The organism is Janibacter sp. FSL W8-0316 (genome assembly GCF_038004165.1).
Lineage (GTDB): Bacteria > Actinomycetota > Actinomycetes > Actinomycetales > Dermatophilaceae > Janibacter > Janibacter indicus.
The window spans coordinates 1,751,306-1,771,477 of sequence record NZ_JBBOQX010000001.1; the positions used below are offsets into that span (position 1 = coordinate 1,751,306).

Consider the following 20,172-nt stretch of genomic DNA (forward strand, 5'->3'; position numbering starts at 1 on the left):
GACGGCTGCGCGGGTCACGTGGATGGCCAGATCGTCACCGAAGAGTCAGGGTTCGGTCAAGGATTGCCGCGAAAGATGCGTCAGCCATTTGCGGGCGGCAACGTTGATAGCGCGGATCGACATTCACACACGAACGGGATATTTCCCCTTGGGGGTCGGCTCCCCAACCTCGGGCCCAGTGCGCTCGCATGACAGATGGCCGCTACACACACTCGACCGATCCGCGCGTGCACCCGCCCCCATGCGGCCGGTGCGTCCGGCGTTGAGCGGCCTTGCGGCGCCGGAAGATTCGACTTCTTCCCTTGCCGCACTCCCCACAGTCCGGGGGTGCCGCGTGAACCCAAGGCCAGCAACACCGTTCACGCGGCACACCCTTCTGGTTGGGAGGGACCGTGCACACCGACACCACACCCGTCCCTGCCGGCCCGGACCACTTCCCCGGCTTCAGCGAAGACGCCCCGCTCCACGTGCCAGCCCTCATCCGCACCGGCACCCCCGAGCTGCTCTCCTCCCGCATCGCCGACGGCACCATGGACGCCTTCTTCGACGCCCTGGCCAGCACCGGCAACTGCGCCCACCCCATCCGCCTGGCCGGCTCCACGACCACGGTCGAGACCACCACCGGGCAGATCCTCTCCACCTTCGACACCCGCGACCTGCCCTTCGGCGTCCTGCACCGCCCCTGCGGCAACCGCCGCGCCTCGGCCTGCCCCGCCTGCTCCCGCGTCTACGCCAGAGACACCTACGCCCTGATCCACGCCGGCATCAACGGCGGCAAGACCGTCCCCGCACACGTGCGGGACAACCCCCTGCTCTTCGTCACCCTCACCGCCCCATCCTTCGGGCCCGTCCACGGACACCGCCACGGTCGCGCCTGCCGCCCACGCCGCCGCGACGACCAAACACGCTGCCCCCACGGCCGGCCCACCTGGTGCGGCCAGATCCACGACGAAGACGACCCCGCCAACGGGTCCCCGCTGTGCTCCGACTGCCACGACACCGCCTCCGCCGTGATGTGGCAATGGCACGCCCCCGAGCTGTGGCGACGCTTCACCATCGCGCTACGCCGCAGCATCGCCCACCACCTGCACGTCCCCGAGGTCCGCCTGAGCGAGCACGCATCCGTGCAGTACGCCAAGGTCGCCGAGTACCAGACCCGCGGACTGATCCACTTCCACGCCCTCATCCGGCTCGACGGACCCGCCGCCGCCGGCACCGGCTCCCCCGCCCCGGCCGCGCTCACCGGCCACGACCTCGCCGACCTCGTCCGCGACGTCGTGCCGACCGTGACCGTCCTGGCCGAACCCGTCGACCACGACGACACCCCGCGCGTCCTCGCGTTCGGGGCCCAGGTCGACGTGCGCACCGTGCGCGCCGGGACCCGCACCGACGACCCCACCGGCCCACTGACTCCCGACCAAGTCGCCGGATACCTCGCCAAGTACTCCACCAAGGACTCCGGCAGCCTGCACGGCCACGGACAAAGCCGGCCCCACATCATCGCGCTGCAACACCAGTGCCGTCAGATGGCCCAGCGCGCCGCAGCCTTCCACGCCCCCGAGCACGACTACCGCCGCATGCACAAATGGGTGCGCTGCCTCGGCTTCCGCGGACACTTCGGCACCAAGTCCCGCCGCTACTCCATCACCCTCGGAGCACTACGCCGCGCCCGATCACGCTGGCAAGAACTCGCCACCCAGTCCCGACGCACCGGTACCCCCATCGACACCCGCGACCTCGAAGCCCGGCTCCTGGCCGACGACGCCGACACCACCACCCAAGTCATCGGGTCCTGGACCTACGCCGGCACCGGCTGGCGCGACGACACCGAAGAAGCCCTCGCTCTGGCCACCGCCGCCCGCTCCCGCGAATACGACCTGTGGAAAGCCCAACGACGCACCACCCGAAGTGGACTAGAGAGAAGGACATGACGATGGCAGAGAAGTTGCTGATGACGGTGGCCGAGGCTGCTGAGGCGTTGAACGTCGGGAAGTCCGCGGTCTACGACCTCATCCGGATGAACCGCCTGCCCAGCGTGAAGATCGGTCGACTGCGTCGCATCCCGGTCTCCGCTGTGCGCGAGTACGTGGCTGCGGTCAGCGATGAATGGTCGCCAGCATGAGTCGCCGGGCCAACGGCGAGGGGTCCATCTACCAGCGCAAGGACGGGCGCTGGACCGGCGCCGTCTACGTGCTGAACCGAGACGGCGGTCGGCAGCGGCGGCAGGTCTACGGCAAGACCCGCGCCGAGGTTGCCGGCAAGGTGGCTGACCTGCTCAGCCTGAACCGGAAGCACATCCCGGCCGCTCCGGTGGAGGTGACCGTGCAGCAGTACGCGCAGTCCTGGCTCGAGCGGCTCGGGGCGTCGGGACTCAAGCCCGCAACGGTCAGTAACTATCGCTGGGTCCTCGATCGGCATGTCCTGCCGCACATCGGGCGACAGCGGCTGGTCGCGCTGTCTCCTCAGCACGTGCGCAGCCTGCTGCTCGCCGTTTCGGAGTCGGGTGTCTCGCCCCGCACGGTGCAGCTGAGCCGAGCCGTGCTGCGCTCAATGCTCGCGGATGCCGAGCGCGATCAACTGATCCACCGCAACGTCGCGGCGCTGGTCAAGGGACCGCGCGTCGAGAGGGAGGAGGTCGTTCCATGGACCGCGGACGAGGCGGGCACGTTCCTCGACTCGCTGGAGGGGCACCGACTGCGCCCGCTGTTCGCCGTGGGAGTGGCCCTCGGCCTTCGCAAGGGCGAGCTGCTCGCCCTGAGATGGCAGGACGTCGACCTCGACGTGGGTGTGCTGCGCGTGCGGGCGACGGTCCAGCGCCTCGGCAAGGGCGTGGGGCTGGTGACGGGATCACCCAAGACGTCCCGAAGTCGACGCACCCTGCCCCTGCCCCAGGTGCTGATCGACACCCTTCGCGAGCACCGGGCATCCCAGGAGCTGGAGCGTCAGGAGGCATCGTCGTGGCACGACTCCGGTCTGGTCTTCACGACGTCGAAGGGGACGATGATCGAGCCACGCAACCTCAACCGCTTCCTCGACGAGGCCATCGAGCGAGCCGGGCTGAGGCGGATCCGCTTCCACGATCTGCGGCACACGTGCGCGTCCCTGCTGCTGGCGCAGGGCGTCTCGCCTCGCGTGGTAATGGAGGTTCTCGGTCACTCCCAGATGAGCATGACCACCGACCTCTACGGTCACGTCATGCCGTCGTCACTGCGGTCGGCTGCAGATGCTCTCGACGGGGTGTTCGGGTGATGGTCCGGCTGGTTTGGATGCCCGGGTTGCTGTCACGGCTGCTGTCAGTGGCCGTGGCCGTCGTGCTCCGCAGGACCCTGTGGAACGAGTCAGGCCCTGCCGCGTTGCCGCTGGCAGGGCCTTGTCCGTCTGTCTCAACACAGAGCGCGCCCGTAGGGATTCGAACCCCAAACCTTCTGATCCGTAGTCAGATGCTCTATCCGTTGAGCTACGGGCGCTCGCCGCCCAGCGCTGCTCGGCGACAAGTGAAGAGAGTACCTGCTTGTGGCTGCGCGGCGAAATCGAGCCCGGTCAGTGCGTCGACGAGCCCGTCGAACCGCCGGATCCACCCCCGCTCGGGTCGCCGGGAGGCGTCCCCTGCTGACCCTGCTGGGGCGTCTGCTGCTGTCCCGGCTGCTGTCCTTGGCCGGGCACCTGCTGCCCCTGCTGACCGGGCTGCCCCTGCCCCTGGCCGGCTCCGCCCGGCATGCCCTGCCCGCCGGGGCCACCCCCTTCGCCTCCGGTGCTGCCCTGCTCGACCGTGGCCGCAGCGGCGACCGCACCGGCCGAGCTGAGCCCGATGGCCAGGGCGGCGGCGACGGCCGTCTTGCGGCCACGCCAGCGCGGCGGGTTGATGGCCGGGGCGGTCTTCGGCGGTGTCGGCTGCGCGGCGAAGGTCTGCGTCGCGTACTGCGGGGTGGGCTGGGTCGTGGGGTCCTGCGGAGGTGTCGTCATGTCCGCAACGCTCGAGCCGCTGCCTGTGGCGCACCTGTGGTGGACCCGTCACGCACCTACGGAGGGCTTCACAGGTGACGCACAGCCGACACGTGGTCAGGAGCAGGGCGAAGGGAGTTGACTGTCACCATGGCCCAGCGCTCCGCACCCCCCGCACTCACCCGCCCCGACGGCTCGCCCGTGCGCGTGCTCGTCGTCGACGACGAGCCCAACCTCACCGAGCTGGTCTCCATGGCGCTGCGCTACGAGGGCTGGGAGGTGCGCACTGCGGGCACCGGGACCGACGCGGTGCGTGCCGCCCGCGAGATCTCGCCCGACGCCGTCGTGCTCGACATGATGCTGCCCGACATCGACGGGATGGAGGTGCTGCGCCGGATGCGCGCCGACGCCCCCGACGTGCCCGTCCTCTTCCTCACCGCCCGCGACGCCGTCGAGGACCGCGTAGCGGGGCTCACCGCCGGCGGCGACGACTACGTCACCAAGCCCTTCAGCCTCGAGGAGGTCGTCGCCCGGGTTCGCGCACTGCTGCGCCGCACGGCCGTCGTCGCCGAGGAGTCCTCCTCGCTCATCGTCGTCGGTGACCTCACCCTCGACGAGGACAGCCACGAGGTCACCCGCGGCGGCGACGAGATCAGCTTGACCGCAACGGAGTTCGAGCTGCTGCGCTATCTCATGCGCAACCCCCGCCGGGTGCTGTCCAAGGCGCAGATCCTCGACCGGGTGTGGAACTACGACTTCGGCGGCCAGGCCAATGTCGTCGAGCTGTACATCTCCTACCTGCGCAAGAAGGTCGACGCCGGGCGCGAGCCGATGATCCACACGATGCGCGGCGCCGGCTACGTCCTCAAGCCGGCGAGATGACCTCCCTTCGCCACCCGTCGACGTGGACGCTGCGGGCCAAGCTCGTCGCCTCGGTCCTGCTGCTCTTCCTCGCCCTCACCGCGGTCACGGGAACCCTGACGAGCCTGGCCGCGCGTGAGTACCTCACCCAGCAGGTCGACGACGATCTGATGAGCGCGTCCGACCGCTTCGTCGGCGCTCTCGACGGCACCCAGCCCCCGATCGTCAGCGGACCGCGCGGCGGGCCACCCGCTGGCAGCGGCAATGCCGTGCTCCACCTCGTCCTGCGCGACGGCGAGGTCGCCGTCGACGACCGCGGCAACGAGGTCAACTACGCCGTCAACACCTCCGGGCACAACGACAGCCTCGACGCCGACCAGGTCGCCCAGCTCGACGAGTCGGGCCTGGGCAGCCGCCCGCGCACCGTCGACCTCGGCGACGACATCGGCACCTACCGGCTCGTGTCGGTGCGCACCGCCGACGGGTGGACCGCGATCACCGGCGTCCCCGTCGACCCGATCGGGCGCACCGTCAGCGCCATCGTCATGATCATCGTCGGATCGAGCGTCGTCGGGCTCGTCGGCGTCTGGGTCGGCGGCACCTATCTCGTGCGTCGCAACCTCCAGCCGCTCGACCGCGTCGCCGGGACCGCCCGCCGCGTCTCCGAGCTCGAGCTCGACTCCGGCGACGTGGCGCTCGCCGAACGCGTCCCCGACGTCGACCCCGGCACCGAGGTCGGGCAGGTGGGACTGGCGCTCAACAGCATGCTCGACAACGTCGATGGCGCCCTGCGTGCGCGACAGGAGTCGGAGACGCGCGTGCGGCAGTTCGTCGCCGACGCCAGCCACGAGCTGCGCACGCCGCTCGCGTCCATCCGCGGCTACGCCGAGCTGACCCGACGCGAGACCGAGCCGGTCCCCGCCGGCGTCACCCACGCGCTGTCCCGGGTCGAGTCCGAGGCGCTGCGCATGCAGGACCTCGTCGAGGACCTGCTCCTGCTCGCCCGGCTCGACACCGGGCGCCCGCTCGAGCGCGAAGCGGTCGACCTGACGATGCTCGCCATCGACGTCTCCGGCGACGCCCGCACGATCTCCCCCGACCACCGGTGGGAGCTCGACCTTCCCCCGGAGCCGATCGAGGTCGTCGGCGACCGCGCGCGCCTGCACCAGGTCCTCGCCAACCTCCTCGCCAATGCCCGCACCCACACCCCTGCCGGGACGACGGTGCGGACCTCCCTTCGCCTCGACGAAGGGGGCCGACGAGCCGTCCTCGAGGTGGCCGACGACGGGCCCGGCATCCCCGACGACCTGCGGCCCCACGTCTTCGAGCGCTTCACCCGGGGCGACGGGTCGCGCCAGCGCGCCTCCGGCAGCACCGGTCTCGGGCTGTCGATCGTCACCGCCGTCGCCCGTGCCCACGGTGGCGAGGTCGGCGTGAACTCGGCACCCGGACGGACGGTCTTCACCGTGACGCTGCCGGTGGGGTGAGGGACGCCGGAGGTCTCGAGGCTCGTCGCAGAGCTCCTCGCACCTCGACCAGCGGGGCGGGGCTCACACCTCGACCAGCGGGGCGGGGCTCACACCTCGACCACCGACGGGCCACAGCGGGGCCACAGGGCGCGGCCGGAGCGTGGTGGTCATGGACACGATGCCCCTCACCCCGCCCCCTGCGGCGGCGACGCCACGCCGCGCCCCGTCACCCCCTTCGCGCCTCACCCGGCTGTGGCGCGGCCCCGAGGCCGACCCCCGATGGGCCCGGCCGGCGCTGCTCGGTCTCCTCGCGCTCACCGCCGCGGCCTACCTGTGGAATCTCAGCGCCAGCGGGTGGGCCAACTCCTTCTACTCCGCTGCGGTGCAGGCCGGTTCGCAGAGCTGGAGCGCCCTCTTCTACGGCGCCTCGGACGCTGCCGGGTCGATCACCGTCGACAAGCCGCCGGCGTCCCTGTGGGTCATGGCGCTGTCGGTGCGGATCTTCGGGCTGAGCTCGTGGTCGATCCTCGTCCCGCAGGTGCTCATGGGCGTCGCGAGCGTCGCCCTCGTCCATGCCAGCGTCAAGCGGCACTGGGGCGCCGGGGCCGGGCTGCTCGCCGGTACGGTCCTCGCCCTCACGCCCGTCGCCGTCCTGATGTTCCGCTTCAACAACCCCGACGCGCTGCTCGTGCTGCTCATGACGGCCGCCGCCTGGGCGACGGTGCACGCCATCGAGCGCGGCTCGATCCGCTGGTTCGCCCTCGTGGGGGCGCTCATCGGTCTGGGCTTCCTCACCAAGACCCTCCAGGTGCTGCTCGTCGTGCCCTTCCTCGGCATCGCCTTCCTCGTGGCGGCGGACACCACGCTGCGTCGACGCGTCATCGGCTCGCTGGCCGGCGTCGGCACGATGCTGCTCGCCGCCGGGTGGTGGGTCGCGATCGTCGAGCTCGTCCCCGAGAGCATGCGGCCCTACATCGGCGGCAGCCAGACCAACTCCTTCCTCGAGCTGACCTTCGGCTACAACGGCCTGGGCCGGATCAACGGTGAGGAGACCGGCTCCGTCGGCGGCGGCAACGGCTGGGGCCAGACGGGCCTGTTCCGGATGTTCGAGTCCGGCTCCGGCGGCCAGATCTCGTGGCTCATCCCGAGCGCGCTGGTCCTGCTGGCCGCGGGGCTGTGGCTGCGGGGGCGCTCGCCGCGGACCGACGTGCGCCGTGCCGCCTACCTCGTGTGGGGCGGCTGGCTCGTGGTGACGATGCTCGTCTTCTCCTTCATGGCCGGCATCTTCCACGACTACTACACCGTGGCCCTGGCGCCGGCCGTCGCCGTCCTCGCCGGCGCCGGTGCGGCCGAGGCCTGGGAGCGAAGGGAGGAGTCCGTCGGCTCCGTGCCCCTCGCCGTGGCGACGGCCGCCGCGGGCGTGTGGGGCTTCGTCCTCCTCAGCCGCACCACCGAGTACGGCTGGCTGCGCGTCGCCGTCCTCGCCGTCGGACTCGCCGCGGCCTTCCTCCTGCTCGTCATCGCCCGCGTCCATGTCAGGGCAGTGCCGATCATCGCGGCTGCGGCGATCGCCGCGGGCCTCGCCGGTCCGGCAGCCTACTCGGCCACGACCCTCGCCGAGGGGCACTCCGGCTCGATCGTCACCGCCGGACCGTCGACCGGCGGCCCCGGTGGTGGGGGCGCTCGCGGTGGGGGCCCCGGTGGCGGCGGGGGCGCCCCGGACGGTGGCAGGCCGCAGGCCGCGGGCGGCACCGGCACCGGCACTGGCACTGGCACCGGCACTGGCACCGGCACTGGCACTGGCACTGGAGGCACCCCACGGGGCGGCGGCGGCATGGGCGGTCTGCTCGACGCGAGCACCCCGAGCACCGAGGTCGTCGCCGCGCTGTCCGCCGACGCCGACTCCTACACCTGGGTCGCCGCCGCAATCGGCTCGCAGAACGCCGCGGGCCTGCAGCTCGGCAACGAGCTGCCGGTCATGGCGATCGGCGGGTTCAACGGCTCCGACCCCTCCCCCACCCTGGAGCAGTTCCAGGAGTACGTCGCGCAGGGCCGCATCCACTACTTCGCCGCCGGCGGGGGCATGGGTGGCGGCATGGGTGGCTCGGGCAGCGCCTCGCAGATCTCGACCTGGGTGCAGGAGAACTTCACCGAGGTGACGATCGGTGGCAGCACCTTCTACGACCTCACCCAGCCGGCGACCTCCTCGTCCGGCTCGACCACCACCGGGTCGGGCACCGATGTCTGAGGCGACCCCGACCCCCGTCCTCGACGTCGTCGTGCCGGTCTACAACGAGGAGCACACCCTCGGGCCATGCGTCCGTCGGTTGCACGAGCACCTGGTGACGACCTTCCCCTACCCTTTCCGGATCACGGTGGCCGACAACGCGAGCACCGACACCACCCCGCTCGTCGCCGCGGCGCTGACGCAGGAGATGCCCGAGGTTGCGGTGGTCCGGATGGAGGCCAAGGGGCGAGGTCGCGCCCTCAAGCAGGTCTGGCTCGCCTCCCGCGCACCGGTGCTCGCCTACATGGACGTCGACCTGTCGACCGACCTCGACGCCCTGTGGCCGCTCGTCGCGCCCCTGATGTCCGGACACTCGGACCTGGCGATCGCCACCCGCCTGCACCCGGACAGCAGGGTCGTGCGCGGCGCGAAGCGCGAGCTGATCTCCCGGGCCTACAACCTCGTGCTGCACGCGGCCCTCGGTGCCGGATTCTCCGACGCGCAGTGCGGCTTCAAGGCGGTCCGCGGGGACGTCGCGCAGGTGCTCCTGCCCCTCGTGGAGGACCCGACGTGGTTCTTCGACACCGAGCTGCTCGTCCTCGCCGAACGCTGCGGTCTGCGCATCCACGAGGTGCCCGTCGACTGGTACGACGACCCCGACAGCCGGGTCGACGTCGTCGGGACGGCGACCGACGACCTGCGCGGCGTCTGGCGGATGCACCGGGCCCTGGCCACCGGGCGGCTGCCGACCGAGCAGATCCGTCAGGAGATGGGGCGGATCCCTCCGACGTCCGGAGTCGGAGCCCACGTGGTGCGCTTCGGCGTCGTGGGCGTGGGGTCGACCCTGCTCCACCTCGGGCTCTTCGCGGCACTCGCCTCGGTCGTCGGCGTCGGCTCGCAGACGGCCAATGTCACCGCGCTGCTCCTCGCGACGATCGCCAACACCTGGGCCAACCGGCGGTGGACCTTCGGCATCCGCGGCGGCGAAGGGAGTCTGCGTCACCACGCGCAGGCCCTCCTCGTCTTCGGCGGGACCTGGGCGATGACCTCGGGCGCGCTCGGAGCGCTGCACGCGGCATGGCCGGCGACACCGGTCGTGGTCGAGACCGTCGTCATCGGCGTGGCCAATGTCGTCGCGACGGTGGTCAAGTTCGTCGCGATGCGCTCGTGGATCTTCGCCGACCGGGGCGAGCTCACCGGACCCTCGCCTGCCGAGCACCCCACGGCCGAGGACGAGTCCGCGGGCCGGGAGCTGGAGGCCGCCCGCTGAGCCATCGGTGCCCGTGGCCATGATGGAGGCATGGCCCACGACCCGCACGGGCGGATCGCGCCCCGCACCGCCGAGGACCTCCGTCGCGCCGAGCTGGTCGGCCCACCGTGGTGGGCCGACCAGCGCCGCGCGGTCGGTGCCGGGGCCGGCGCGGCCCTCCTCTTCACCGGGCTCTTCCTGCTCGCTCGTGCGGGGTGGCTGCGTCACCGGCCATCCTCGGACCACCCCATCGAGGCCGACCCGACCCTCGTGGCCATCCTCGCCGTCACGCTCGGGGTCATGTGGCCCGTCCTGCTCGTGTCCACGTCACGCCCGGACCAGGGCTTCCGCGTGCGCGGTCTGGCTGCCCTCCTCGCCCTCGCCGTCCTCGTCGTGGGCGCCATCGACCTGGTGACGATCGGTGTGTGGTCGCTGCTCATGGACGGCCGGGCACCGACCGCCTCCACCCTGCTGAAGATGACCTCCGATCCCGTCGCGCTGCTCACCGTCGGGGCCATCATCGTCACGACCCACGCCTGGAGCGCCGCGTGCGTCGTCGGCTTCGTGCGCCTCACCCCCCTTCGGCTCGTCCTCGCCCTACCGACCTTCCTCGCCGTCATCGGGCTGGGCTCGTGGCGCGCCATCGCCGCCTTCGAGCAGCCACCGTCCCCGATCACGCTGCTCGCGTGGTCGCTCACCGCCCTGCTGGGGCTGCTCTCGCTCGCGGTCCTCGCGCTCGTCGACGAGCACCGGCCCACCCGCGGCTGACACCGGTGAGGACATGACGAGACCCCGGCCGCATCGTGCGACCGGGGTCTCGTCTGCTGGCGGAGGCGGAGGGATTTGAACCCTCGATGGGCGGTTAGCCCAAACCGCATTAGCAGTGCGGCGCCATAGACCGGACTAGGCGACGCCTCCAGACAACCCGGACAGAGTATCTGCCGGGTGGGCGGGCAACCAACTCGGGTAGCCGATCAGCCGCAGATGTCCTCGTCGGCCGTGCGACTCTCGACCGCGGTGGGCGCCGGCGGTGCGGTCACGGTGGCCGAAGGGAGCGGCTCGTCACCCTCGCGGTTGGGCACCTCGGACGCCGTCTCGGCACCCATCCCGAGGACGACCTGGACGTTGCCCGTCGTGAGCGTGTTGTCGACGACGAGCTTGGCTCCGGGGTACGCGGCGGCGACGGTGCGAGCGGACTCGGTGTCCCCCTTCGCATGGCGCACGACGACACCCCTGGCGTCCGACGTCGGGGCCAGGTCCGCCACCGACGCGGTGAACCCCTGCACCTGCAGGGCCTCGGCCTCCTGCGTGCCGAGACCGGTCGCGGCGGTGCCGTTGACCACGCTCACGGTGATGTCCGAGGGCGCCACCGTGAGCGCCCGCTCCTTGACCTTCTTCGGCTCGGCCCCCGGCAGGTCCGAGTCGTCGCGCACCGCGGCCCACAGCTCGTCGGCCGCCTCCTCGCGCCACTGGACGCGGTTGACGTCTGCCGCGTAGGGCTCCGTGGGGACGGTGACGAAGACGATCTCGTCGGTGCCCAGACCCTTGAGGCTCGAGGCGATCGACATCATCTTCGTCAGGCTGAGGTCGTCGTCGGCGGTCATCGACTTCGTCGCCGCGTCGAGGAACTTGTACAGCCGGTCGGGGCGGAGCAGCAGCGAGGTCTTGGTCGCCTCCTGCGCCATCGACGCCATGAAGGCCTGCTGGCGCTTGATCCGCTGGAGGTCGGAGCCGTCGCCGAGCGTCTTGCGCATGCGGACGTAGCCGAGCGCCTCCTTGCCCTTGAGGCGCTGACGCCCGGCCTCGAGGCTGATCTGGGCGTCCTCGTCCTCGACCGCCTCGGGCAGGCAGACCTCGACGCCACCGAGTCCGTCGACCATCGACTGGAAGCCGCTGAAGTCGATGACCGCAACGTGGTCGACGTAGATGCCGGTGAGGCCCTCGAGGGTCTTGACCGTGCAGGCAGGGCCACCCTGGTTGAAGTTGTCGTTCCACCGCCGGACCTCGCCGTTGGCCACCGTCGACGTCGGGTCGGCGCAGTCGGTCGGCGCCTTGGTCATCGAGTCGCGCGGGATCGACACGACATAGGTCGACTTGCGGTCGGCCGAGATGTGCACGAGCAGGTTGGTGTCGGAGCGAGGTCCACCCTCGGCCGTGCCGACGCCGTACTCCTTGGTCCCCAGACCCTCTCGGGTGTCGGAGCCGATGACGAGGATGTTGAGGGCGCCGTCGACGTCGTCGGGGCGCTGCGTCGACCCGGCCGCGATGTCGACGCGCGAGATGTTGTCGTCGAGGTGGAGGGCGATGCCGATACCGATCGACGCGGTGAGCGCGACGACGACTCCGCCGGCGATCGTCGCCTTGCGTCGGAAGCTTGCGCGGCGCTCGTTGCGCTGGCGACGCAGCGAGCCGCGCGTGTGGCGCTCCCCGCGACCCGCCTCGTGCGTGCGACGGTCGGACCGCGAGGAAAAGCTCGGCTGGGGGCGCTCGGGCTTCACGGGGTCGCGTCGAGAGGAACGCCGCTCGCGCTCTCGTCGTTCGGCGCGGGTCTCGTGCCGGCCATCGCCCTCGGTGCTCATCGGGGGGTCACCCTACAGGCACTCCGGGTGAGGTTGCCCTGACCGGCGCGACCGCGGCCGACGAAGGGGCGGGAGACGACGAGGCCCCCACCGGTGACCGGTGGGGGCCTCGCGCAGAAGCGGTGTGGTCACCGCATCAGGTGTGCGTCGTCTCAGACGGGACGAACGCGCTCAGCCTGAGGGCCCTTGGGGCCCTGGGTGATCTCGAACTCGACGCGCTGCGCCTCGTCGAGCGACCGGTAGCCGGTCGTGTCGATCGCGGAGTAGTGAACGAACACGTCGGGGCCGCCGCCGTCCTGGGCGATGAAGCCAAAGCCCTTCTCAGCGTTGAACCACTTAACGGTGCCCTGTGCCATGGGGTGAATCTTCTTTCCTGTTGAACAATCCGGGTCCGCAGGTCACGGTCCCTTGCCAGCTGCAAAGCTCCCCTCGGCAGGGGGTACACGCCCCTGAAAACACTGCGGGCACGGCGTGCGCCGTACCCGCTTCGCATCATGCGAGAAGTCTTGTACTGCAACTACGTGATGGACGCTACCAGCAAAAGGGGTGCATGGCGCGATTGCGTTCCGCTAGGGGTGGACCCGGTCAGGTGTGACGGTGGACGGCGTCGATCGCGTCGACGTAGCCACGGACACCGCGTCCGACGATCACCTCGGCCGCGAGGTCGGAGATGTAGGAGTGGTGGCGGAACTCCTCGCGGGCGTGCACGTCGGAGATGTGCACCTCGACGACCGGCCCCTGCACCGCGGCCAGTGCGTCCCGGATCGCCACCGACGTGTGGGTCCAGCCCCCGGCGTTGACGACGACCCCGACGGCGCTCGCGCGCACCTCGTGGATCGCGTCGATCATGACGCCCTCGTGGTTGGTCTGGCGGAAGTCGAGGTCCCACTCGAGCTCATCAGCGCGCTTGCGGCACAACGTCTCGACGTCAGCGAGGGTCTCGTGCCCGTAGACGTCGGGCTCGCGCTCGCCGAGCAGGTTGAGGTTGGGGCCGTTGAGGACCACGAGGACGGGTCGATCGCTCACCCCGGCAGCCTAGTGCGAAGGGGGATCACCCCTCCCGGCGCAGGGTCCGCTCGAAGAGCCGCCGGGTCGCCTGCGGCAGCGCCGCCTCGGCGACCTGCACGTCGAGCTCAGGCCGCTCGCAGCTCAGGCCGTAGCAGAAGGCGTCCGGTCGTGGCGGCGCCTCGTCGGCAAGACGTGGCAGCTGCGGCCCCTCGATGAGCGAGCGGAAGGCGCGCGCGTCGGGCTCGGGGAGCTCCCGGAGGGTCAGCTCCCGGGTGCGGGTCAGGCCGGCCACCCCACCCGTGCGGGTGAGTCGCAGGGCGGCGTCGTCGGCGGCGCCGTCGACCGGCTCCGGCTGCTCCCGGGACGGGGCAGGCGCACCCCCTTCGCCCGCCGGGGTGACGCCCACCTGCCGCCAGGCGTCGGCGACGGCCGCTGCCTCGGCGGAGTCACGCCCATAGCGGTCCGTGGCGGCCGCGAGGGTGAGATCGGCGAAGGTCGCGAAGTCGCAGTCTGCGCTGATCTCGCCGAGGAGGACGTCGCGCCAGATGAGGCCGGGCGCCTGCCACGCCGGGCCGCCGATCGTCGTCGCGACGAGGTGGAAGGCCTTGTTGGGATGCCCGAGTTGATGTGGACCCGCCGTTGTCGTCGCTCGTGCGCACGAAGTCGTCCATGTGCGCCGGCTGCGGGTCCCGACCCAGGCGTGGGTCGTCGTAGGCGGTGCCGGGCGCCGCCATCGACCGCAGCGCGCTGCCCTGCACGGCCGGCAGCAGCAGCTCCGCCCCGATGAGCCAGTCGGCCTCGTCGGCGGACTGGTCGAGGTGGCGCTGCTTGACGAGGACCCCGAAGACGTCGGAGACGTGCTCGTTGAGCGCCCCCGGCTGGCCGCGGTAGACCAGTCCCGCCGTGTGCTCGGTGACTCCGTGCGCGAGCTCGTGCCCGATGACGTCGAGACTGGCGGTGAAGCGACCGAAGGTCTCACCGTCTCCGTCGCCGAAGACCATCTGCTCGCCGTTCCAGAAGGCGTTGTCGTACTGCTCGGCGTAGTGCACGGTCGCGACGAGGGGCATCCCCGCGCCGTCGAGGGAGTCGCGGCCGTACTCCTGCGCCCACAGCTGCCAGGTGAGGCCGAGTCCGTCGTGGGCCTCGTCGGCCGCCGGGTCGCCGGTCGCCGGGCCACCCTCGACGCGCACGACCTCACCGGGCAGTTCCTCTCCCCCACGCGCGTCGTGGATGGTGCGGTGTGGCCCGGCCACGTCGTGCCGGACCTGCGGAGCGATGGTGGGGCGCGACCCGGCCGGGAGCCGCTCGTGACGCAACGAGGCGTCGATGGCCAGCGTGCGGGCGGCGACGAGCGCCGGGCCGGGCCGGTCGGAGCGGGCGAGCGCGGCGAGGACGTGCGGGGGGACAATGCTGCACCGGGTCATCCACCCAGTGAACTCCTCGGCCCCGACAACCGCACCCCGGGAGCGGTCGCCGCGTCTACGCTGGGCGCCATGGCGTGGTTTGGGCGGTACGTCGTGGCCGCGGTGATCTTCGGGGTCCTGGACTACCTCTGGCTCGGCGTCATCGCCCGACCCGTCTACGAAGAGCACCTGGGCGACTGGCTCGCGGACTCGCCGAACATGGTGGCGGCCCTCGCCTTCTACGCGATCTACGTCTTCGGCATGGTGTGGCTGGCGATCACCCCGGCCCTGGCGCAGGGGTCCTGGGTCACGGCCGTGCTCAACGGTGCCGTCCTGGGGCTGGTCGCCTACGCGACGTGGAACCTCACCAACCTCGCCGTCCTCGACGGCTACCCCTCGGGCTCCGTCCTCTACGACCTGGCGTGGGGCACCGTTGGTACGGCGGCGACGTGCGGGCTGACCTTCGTCGTCTCCCGCCGGGTCCGTGCCCTGCGCTGAGGCAGCTGGCGGAGGGCGTGGGATTCGAACCCACGATGACGTTGCCGCCATAGCGGTTTTCAAGACCGCCGCACTAGGCCACTATGCGAGCCCTCCTCGCCCACGGCACCGCGGGCGAGTCCACGGTAGGCCATGCCCGGGTGGGTAGTGTCGGCGGTGAAGCGACCACCAGATCGAAAGGACTCCCATGTCGAAGATCTCCTTCCTCCTCGGTGCCGCCGCCGGGTACGTGCTCGGCGCCCGGGCCGGTCGTCAGCGCTACGAGCAGATCCGCTCCGGCGCCGCCAAGGCCTGGCAGTCGCAGCCGGTGCAGCAGCAGGTGGCCACCGCCAAGCACGCCGCCAAGACCAAGGCCGCCCCCGCGGCGCTCGACGCGGTGAGCACCGCCGCCTCCGTCGCCGGCGACAAGATGCGTGAGGGCGCCAGCAAGATCAAGGGCGACCCCTCCCGCGACGTCCCGAGCGGCGTCGCCGCGGACCCCCAGGGCCCGTCGACCTACCCGCTCGGCGAGGGCCCGACCCCCGCCTGACCCGCGACACGACGAAGGGAGGGGATCCACCGGTGATCGGTGGGTCCCCTCCCTTCGAGGCTCGCTGGCGCTCACACCTCAGGACGGCGCCCTTCGAGGCTCGCTGACGCTCGCACCTCAGGACGGCGCCCTTCGAGGCTCGCTGGCGCTCGCACCTCAGGGACCGGCGAGCGGCCTCAGATGAAGAGCGCCGGGTCCGCGTAGAGCAGCTCCTGCGGCGACAGCTCCGGGGTGCCCTCGAGCGCCGGGAAGCGGTAGCGCGCCGGGATGCCTGTCGCGACGGCGCCGGTCGGCACGTCCTTGACGACGACGGAGTTGGCGCCGACCTTGACGTTGCTGCCGACGTGGACGTCGCCGAGGATCTTGGCGCCCGCGCCGACCATGACCTTGTCGCCGAGCGTCGGGTGGCGCTTGACCCGCCGACCCGAGGTGCCGCCGAGAGTGACGCCGTGGAAGAGCATGACGTCGTCGCCGACGACCGCCGTCTCGCCGATGACGACACCCATCCCGTGGTCGATGAAGAAGCGGCGCCCGATGTGGGCGCCCGGGTGGATCTCGATGCCGGTGAGGGAACGCGAGACGTAGGCGAGCAGGCGCGCGGGCCACTTCCCGCCGGGGCGCACCCACCAGCGGTGGGCGATGCGGTGCAGCCAGATGGCGTGCAGCCCGGCAGAGGTCAGGAGCACGACCCACCGCGAGGTCGCGGCGGGGTCGCGCTCCATGGCCGCGGCGAGATCCTCACGGATCGTGGCGCGGATCGGCAGGTGGGTGGCCACGGTCAGTCGAGGAGCCCCTCGAAGAGCGGGGTGGAGAGGTAACGCTCGCCGAAGCTCGGGATGATGACGACGATCGTCTTGCCGGCATTCTCCGGCCTGCGGGCCACCTGGTCCGCCGCCGCAAAGGCGGCGCCGGAGGAGATGCCGACGAGCAGACCCTCGTCGGTGGCCGACCGACGCGCCCAGTCCATAGCCGTCGGGGCGTCGATGTCGATGACCTCGTCGTAGATCTCGGTGTCGAGGATCTCGGGCACGAAGTTGGCACCCAGGCCCTGGATCTTGTGCGGGCCGGGGGCGCCACCGTTGAGGATCGGGGACTCGGCCGGCTCGACCGCGATGATCTGGATGTCCGACTTCTGCGAGCGCAGGTAGCGGCCGGCGCCGGTGATGGTGCCGCCGGTGCCGATGCCGGAGATGAGGATGTCGACCTCACCGTCGGTGTCCTCCCAGATCTCCGGACCAGTGGTCTTCTCGTGGATGGCCGGGTTGGCGGCGTTGGCGAACTGCTTCGCCTGGACGGCGCCGCGCTCGGCGGCGATCTCCTCGGCCTTCTCGACCGCGCCCTTCATCCCCTTGGCGCCCTCGGTGAGGACGAGCTCAGCACCGTAGGCGCGCAGGAGCGCCCGGCGCTCCTTGGACATGGTCTCCGGCATGGCGAGAACGACCTTGTAGCCGCGGGCCGCGCCGACCATGGCCAGGGCGATGCCCGTGTTGCCCGAGGTCGCCTCGACGATCGTGCCGCCGGGCTTGAGGTCACCGGAGGCCTCCGCCGCGTCGATGATCGCGGCACCGATGCGGTCCTTGACCGAGCTGGCCGGGTTGTAGAACTCGAGCTTCGCGGCGACGGTGGCCTCGGAGTCGATGATGCGGTTGATCCGCACGAGCGGAGTCCGGCCGACGAGCTTGGTGGCGTCTTCGTAGATGGGCAACGCGGGTCCTTCCCTTCGGGAGTCGAGATGCCGCGGTCACTGCGGCGGGCACGTCCGCTACAACGAACGCGATGTTATGGATATTCCAACACCGCGTTATCTATTGGTGCAAGCGGGTCTCACCGCCACGAGACGAAGGGGGCGGCTCCCCCCTTCGTCCGAGGCCGCGACGGGGGCGGTGAGGGTACCCTCAGGTGACGAGTGACGCACCTCTGCGGTGCTGTCGACACAGGGCCCGAGTCCTAGACTCGGCCCCATGTCTGCCCTCCAGATCGTCGCGATCATCCTCGGGGTCGGGATCACCATCGTCGGATGGGGCCTGCTCGCTCGAGCCGTCAAGCACTTCGTCACCGTCTTCAAGCTCGGAGCGTCGACGCCGGCCAAGGAGCGCACGGGCCAGCCCGGCGCCCGCACGGCGACGCTGCTGCGGGAGTTCCTCGGACACACCCGCATGTCGCGGCTGCCCATCGTGGCGATCGCGCACTGGGTCACGATGGTCTCCTTCGGCGTCCTCTTCCTGACGCTGGTGCAGGCGACGGTCCAGCTCTTCGACCCGCACTTCGTGCTGCCGCTCATCGGCCACTTCTTCCTCTACGAGTGGATCACCGAGCTCTTCGCGATGACGGGCATCATCACGATCGTCATGCTGATGGTCATCCGTCAGAAGAACCACCCGCGCTCGGCTGCGGGTGACGAGGGCCGCAAGTCTCGTTTCTTCGGCTCGACCTTCTGGCAGGCCTACTACGTCGAGCTGACGATCCTCGGCGTGGGCATCTGCATCGCCCTGCTGCGCGGCCTGGAGCGGGCGCTCCTGCTCAACACCGGCGAGGCCGACCACGCCTCGCTCCTGCACTTCCCGCTGACGGGCTGGCTGGGCTCGCTCTTCGAGGGCATGTCGGTCGACGCGCTCGAGGCGGGCATCGTCGTCGTCGCGCTGATCAAGCTGCTCATCTCGTACGCCTGGATGATCACCATCTCGATCAACCCGACGATGGGTGTCGCGTGGCACCGCTTCCTCGCCTTCTTCAACATCTACTTCAAGCGTCACGCCGACGGCCGCACCTCCCTGGGTGAGCTGCAGCCGATGCTCGTCGACGGCAAGCCCTTCTCCATGGAGGTCATGGAGGAGATGGAGGAGGACTCCACCCTCGGCGTCGGCAAGGTCGAGGACTTCACGTGGAAGGGCCTGCTCGACTTCTCCACCTGCACCGAGTGCGGCCGCTGCCAGAGCCAGTGCCCCGCCTGGAACACCGAGAAGCCCCTCTCCCCCAAGCTGCTCATGATGACGCTGCGCGACCACGCGCACGCCAAGGCGCCCTACCTCGCTGCGGCACAGGGCGTCTCGGGCGTCTACACCCCGGCGAGCGCCGCCAAGGGTCAGACCGCCGACGGTGCCGTCGCCTTCGGTGGCGCCGAGGCCGCCCAGGCCGAGGGCGCCGTCGCGACGGCCGAGCCGGACGCGATCAACTGGGGTGAGATGTCGCTCGTCGGCCAGACCGGCTACGACATCGACCACCCGCTGTCGGCCTACAACCCGCACGGCCCCGACGCGGTCATCGACGAGGACGTCCTGTGGTCGTGCACCACCTGCGGCGCCTGCGTCGAGCAGTGCCCCGTCGACATCGAGCACGTCGACCACATCGTCGACATGCGTCGCTACCAGAACCTCATCGAGTCGGCCTTCCCGAGCGAGCTCGGGGGCCTGTTCAAGAAGCTGGAGTCCAAGGGCAACCCCTGGGGCATGGGCGCCAAGGCGCGCATGGACTGGGCGAAGGACCTCCCCTTCTCCGTCAAGGTCCTCGGCGAGGACGTCGAGTCGGCCGACGACGTCGACTACCTCTTCTGGGTCGGCTGCGCCGGCGCCTACGAGGACCGCGCCAAGAAGACGACGCGCGCGGTGGCCGAGCTCTTCGACCACGCTGGCGTGGACTTCGCGGTCCTCGGCAACGGCGAGACCTGCACCGGTGACTCCGCTCGCCGCGCGGGCAACGAGGTGCTCTTCCAGATGCTCGCGGAGCAGAACGTCGAGACGCTCAACGAGCTCGGCGCGACCAAGATCGTCGTCACCTGCGCGCACTGCTTCAACACGATCAAGAACGAGTACCCGCAGCTCGGCGGCAAGTACGAGGTGCTGCACCACACGCAGCTGCTCAACCGCCTCGTCCGCGAGAAGAAGATCGTCCCGGTCAACCGCCCCGAGGGCAGCCGCAAGTCCAGCAACAAGGACGTCGCGTCCACCGGCCCGTCGGTGACCTACCACGACCCCTGCTACCTGGGTCGGCACAACAACGTCTACGCCCCGCCGCGTGAGCTCATCTCGGCCCTGCCGGGTGTCGAGCTCAAGGAGATGGAGCGGTCCAAGGAGAAGTCCTTCTGCTGCGGCGCCGGTGGTGCCCGCATGTGGATGGAGGAGCAGCTCGGCTCGCGGATCAACCTCAACCGCACCGAGGAGGCCATCGCGACCGGCGCCGACCGGATCGCCGTCGGCTGCCCCTTCTGCCGCGTCATGCTCACCGACGGCCTGACGGCCAAGCAGTCCGAGGGCGCCTCCGAGGACATCGAGGTCGTCGACGTCGCGCAGATGCTGCTCGCGTCGGTCAAGGAGGCCGCCCCGGTCGAGGCGAAGGGCGCCCCCGCCGCCGCGCCCGCGGAGGCCACCGAGGAGACCTCGACGCCGGCCGAGGCGAAGCAGGCCGACAAGC

The 20,172-nt window shown here is 70.9% G+C and carries 17 protein-coding genes, 3 tRNA genes and 3 pseudogenes; 11 read left to right on the forward strand and 12 right to left on the reverse strand.

Features of this window, described 5'->3' with window-relative positions; translation table 11 throughout:
- Positions 1–392 precede the first annotated feature (392 nt).
- Genes NYE39_RS08620 through NYE39_RS08630 form a run of 3 tightly spaced genes read left to right on the forward strand, consistent with a single transcriptional unit; the run spans position 393 to position 3,249 of the window.
- Positions 393–1,931, forward strand: coding sequence for a replication initiator (locus NYE39_RS08620; protein WP_192910947.1), 1,539 nt, complete (start codon positions 393–395; stop codon positions 1,929–1,931).
- Positions 1,928–2,122 carry a helix-turn-helix domain-containing protein gene (locus tag NYE39_RS08625; RefSeq protein ID WP_192910948.1) on the forward strand — a complete coding sequence of 65 codons (195 nt, stop codon included), beginning with the start codon at positions 1,928–1,930 and terminating at the stop codon, positions 2,120–2,122. The genes NYE39_RS08620 and NYE39_RS08625 overlap by 4 nt, the downstream gene beginning before the upstream one ends.
- On the forward strand, positions 2,119–3,249 hold the full coding sequence (locus NYE39_RS08630; RefSeq protein ID WP_192910949.1) for a tyrosine-type recombinase/integrase: 1,131 nt from the start codon (positions 2,119–2,121) through the stop codon (positions 3,247–3,249). Before NYE39_RS08625 ends, NYE39_RS08630 begins: the two co-directional genes overlap by 4 nt.
- A gap of 145 nt (positions 3,250–3,394) precedes the next feature.
- Here NYE39_RS08630 and NYE39_RS08635 read toward each other — a convergent pair.
- Positions 3,395–3,467: transfer RNA gene (locus tag NYE39_RS08635), tRNA-Arg, on the reverse strand.
- Positions 3,468–3,540: 73 nt separating this feature from the next.
- Entirely contained in the window at positions 3,541–3,963 is a 423-nt protein-coding gene (locus tag NYE39_RS08640) for a hypothetical protein (protein WP_341012409.1), read from the reverse strand.
- A 129-nt stretch (positions 3,964–4,092) separates the two neighbouring features.
- Here NYE39_RS08640 and NYE39_RS08645 point away from each other — a divergent pair, with 129 nt between their 5' ends.
- The 5 genes from NYE39_RS08645 to NYE39_RS08665 all read left to right on the forward strand — a co-directional run bounded on the left by NYE39_RS08645 (position 4,093) and on the right by NYE39_RS08665 (position 10,516).
- The gene (locus NYE39_RS08645; RefSeq protein ID WP_072625613.1) at positions 4,093–4,824 is read left to right on the forward strand and encodes a response regulator transcription factor; all 732 of its coding nucleotides are present in this window, start codon (positions 4,093–4,095) and stop codon (positions 4,822–4,824) included.
- Positions 4,821–6,290 (forward strand): sensor histidine kinase, encoded by a 1,470-nt coding sequence (locus NYE39_RS08650; protein WP_341012410.1) that lies wholly within the window; start codon positions 4,821–4,823, stop codon positions 6,288–6,290. The genes NYE39_RS08645 and NYE39_RS08650 overlap by 4 nt, the downstream gene beginning before the upstream one ends.
- Before the next feature lie 151 nt (positions 6,291–6,441).
- Positions 6,442–8,520, forward strand: a complete 2,079-nt coding sequence (locus tag NYE39_RS08655) for an ArnT family glycosyltransferase (RefSeq protein WP_341012411.1) — start codon at positions 6,442–6,444, stop codon at positions 8,518–8,520.
- Complete coding sequence (locus NYE39_RS08660) at positions 8,513–9,769, forward strand: bifunctional glycosyltransferase family 2/GtrA family protein (protein ID WP_341012412.1); 1,257 nt, start codon at positions 8,513–8,515, stop codon at positions 9,767–9,769. The genes NYE39_RS08655 and NYE39_RS08660 overlap by 8 nt, the downstream gene beginning before the upstream one ends.
- A 30-nt stretch (positions 9,770–9,799) precedes the next feature.
- Positions 9,800–10,516, forward strand: coding sequence for a hypothetical protein (locus tag NYE39_RS08665; RefSeq protein WP_341012413.1), 717 nt, complete (start codon positions 9,800–9,802; stop codon positions 10,514–10,516).
- A 57-nt stretch (positions 10,517–10,573) separates the two neighbouring features.
- On the opposite strand, the gene NYE39_RS08670 is transcribed toward NYE39_RS08665, so the two are convergent.
- From NYE39_RS08670 to NYE39_RS08700, 7 genes and pseudogenes are all read right to left on the reverse strand, one after another.
- Positions 10,574–10,666 (reverse strand) — tRNA-Ser (locus NYE39_RS08670).
- 56 nt (positions 10,667–10,722) lie between these two features.
- Positions 10,723–12,327 (reverse strand): LCP family protein, encoded by a 1,605-nt coding sequence (locus NYE39_RS08675; RefSeq protein WP_341012414.1) that lies wholly within the window; start codon positions 12,325–12,327, stop codon positions 10,723–10,725.
- Positions 12,328–12,479: 152 nt separating this feature from the next.
- Positions 12,480–12,683, reverse strand: coding sequence for a cold-shock protein (locus NYE39_RS08680; RefSeq protein WP_007927749.1), 204 nt, complete (start codon positions 12,681–12,683; stop codon positions 12,480–12,482).
- Positions 12,684–12,912: 229 nt separating this feature from the next.
- The gene (gene aroQ / locus NYE39_RS08685; protein WP_341012415.1) at positions 12,913–13,353 is read right to left on the reverse strand and encodes a type II 3-dehydroquinate dehydratase; all 441 of its coding nucleotides are present in this window, start codon (positions 13,351–13,353) and stop codon (positions 12,913–12,915) included.
- 25 nt (positions 13,354–13,378) lie between these two features.
- A complete protein-coding gene (locus tag NYE39_RS08690) occupies positions 13,379–13,741 on the reverse strand; it encodes a protealysin inhibitor emfourin (protein WP_341013388.1) in 363 nt (120 codons plus the stop codon).
- Positions 13,742–13,792: 51 nt separating this feature from the next.
- Positions 13,793–13,915 (reverse strand): annotated as a pseudogene (locus NYE39_RS08695) (M4 family metallopeptidase); the annotation flags it as partial.
- Positions 13,916–14,027: 112 nt separating this feature from the next.
- Positions 14,028–14,759 (reverse strand): annotated as a pseudogene (locus tag NYE39_RS08700) (M4 family metallopeptidase); the annotation flags it as partial.
- A 69-nt stretch (positions 14,760–14,828) separates the two neighbouring features.
- Between NYE39_RS08700 and NYE39_RS08705 the strand changes: the two are divergent.
- Entirely contained in the window at positions 14,829–15,236 is a 408-nt protein-coding gene (locus NYE39_RS08705; protein WP_255184450.1) for a DUF2177 family protein, read from the forward strand.
- Positions 15,237–15,242: 6 nt separating this feature from the next.
- Here NYE39_RS08705 and NYE39_RS08710 read toward each other — a convergent pair.
- Positions 15,243–15,332, reverse strand: a tRNA-Ser gene (locus NYE39_RS08710).
- A 91-nt stretch (positions 15,333–15,423) separates the two neighbouring features.
- Between NYE39_RS08710 and NYE39_RS08715 the strand changes: the two genes are divergently transcribed.
- The gene (locus NYE39_RS08715) at positions 15,424–15,765 is read left to right on the forward strand and encodes a protoporphyrinogen oxidase (RefSeq protein WP_341012416.1); all 342 of its coding nucleotides are present in this window, start codon (positions 15,424–15,426) and stop codon (positions 15,763–15,765) included.
- 176 nt (positions 15,766–15,941) lie between these two features.
- Here NYE39_RS08715 and cysE read toward each other — a convergent pair whose 3' ends face one another.
- Both cysE and cysK read right to left on the reverse strand, forming a co-directional pair.
- Positions 15,942–16,541: a serine O-acetyltransferase gene (gene cysE, locus NYE39_RS08720; protein ID WP_084449867.1), complete on the reverse strand. Its 600-nt coding sequence runs from the start codon at positions 16,539–16,541 to the stop codon at positions 15,942–15,944.
- A gap of 2 nt (positions 16,542–16,543) precedes the next feature.
- The gene (gene cysK, locus NYE39_RS08725; protein ID WP_084449866.1) at positions 16,544–17,470 is read right to left on the reverse strand and encodes a cysteine synthase A; all 927 of its coding nucleotides are present in this window, start codon (positions 17,468–17,470) and stop codon (positions 16,544–16,546) included.
- A 256-nt stretch (positions 17,471–17,726) separates the two neighbouring features.
- Between cysK and NYE39_RS17295 the strand changes: the two are divergent.
- Positions 17,727–20,093: pseudogene (locus tag NYE39_RS17295) on the forward strand ((Fe-S)-binding protein); the annotation flags it as partial.
- Positions 20,094–20,172: the final 79 nt, after the last annotated feature.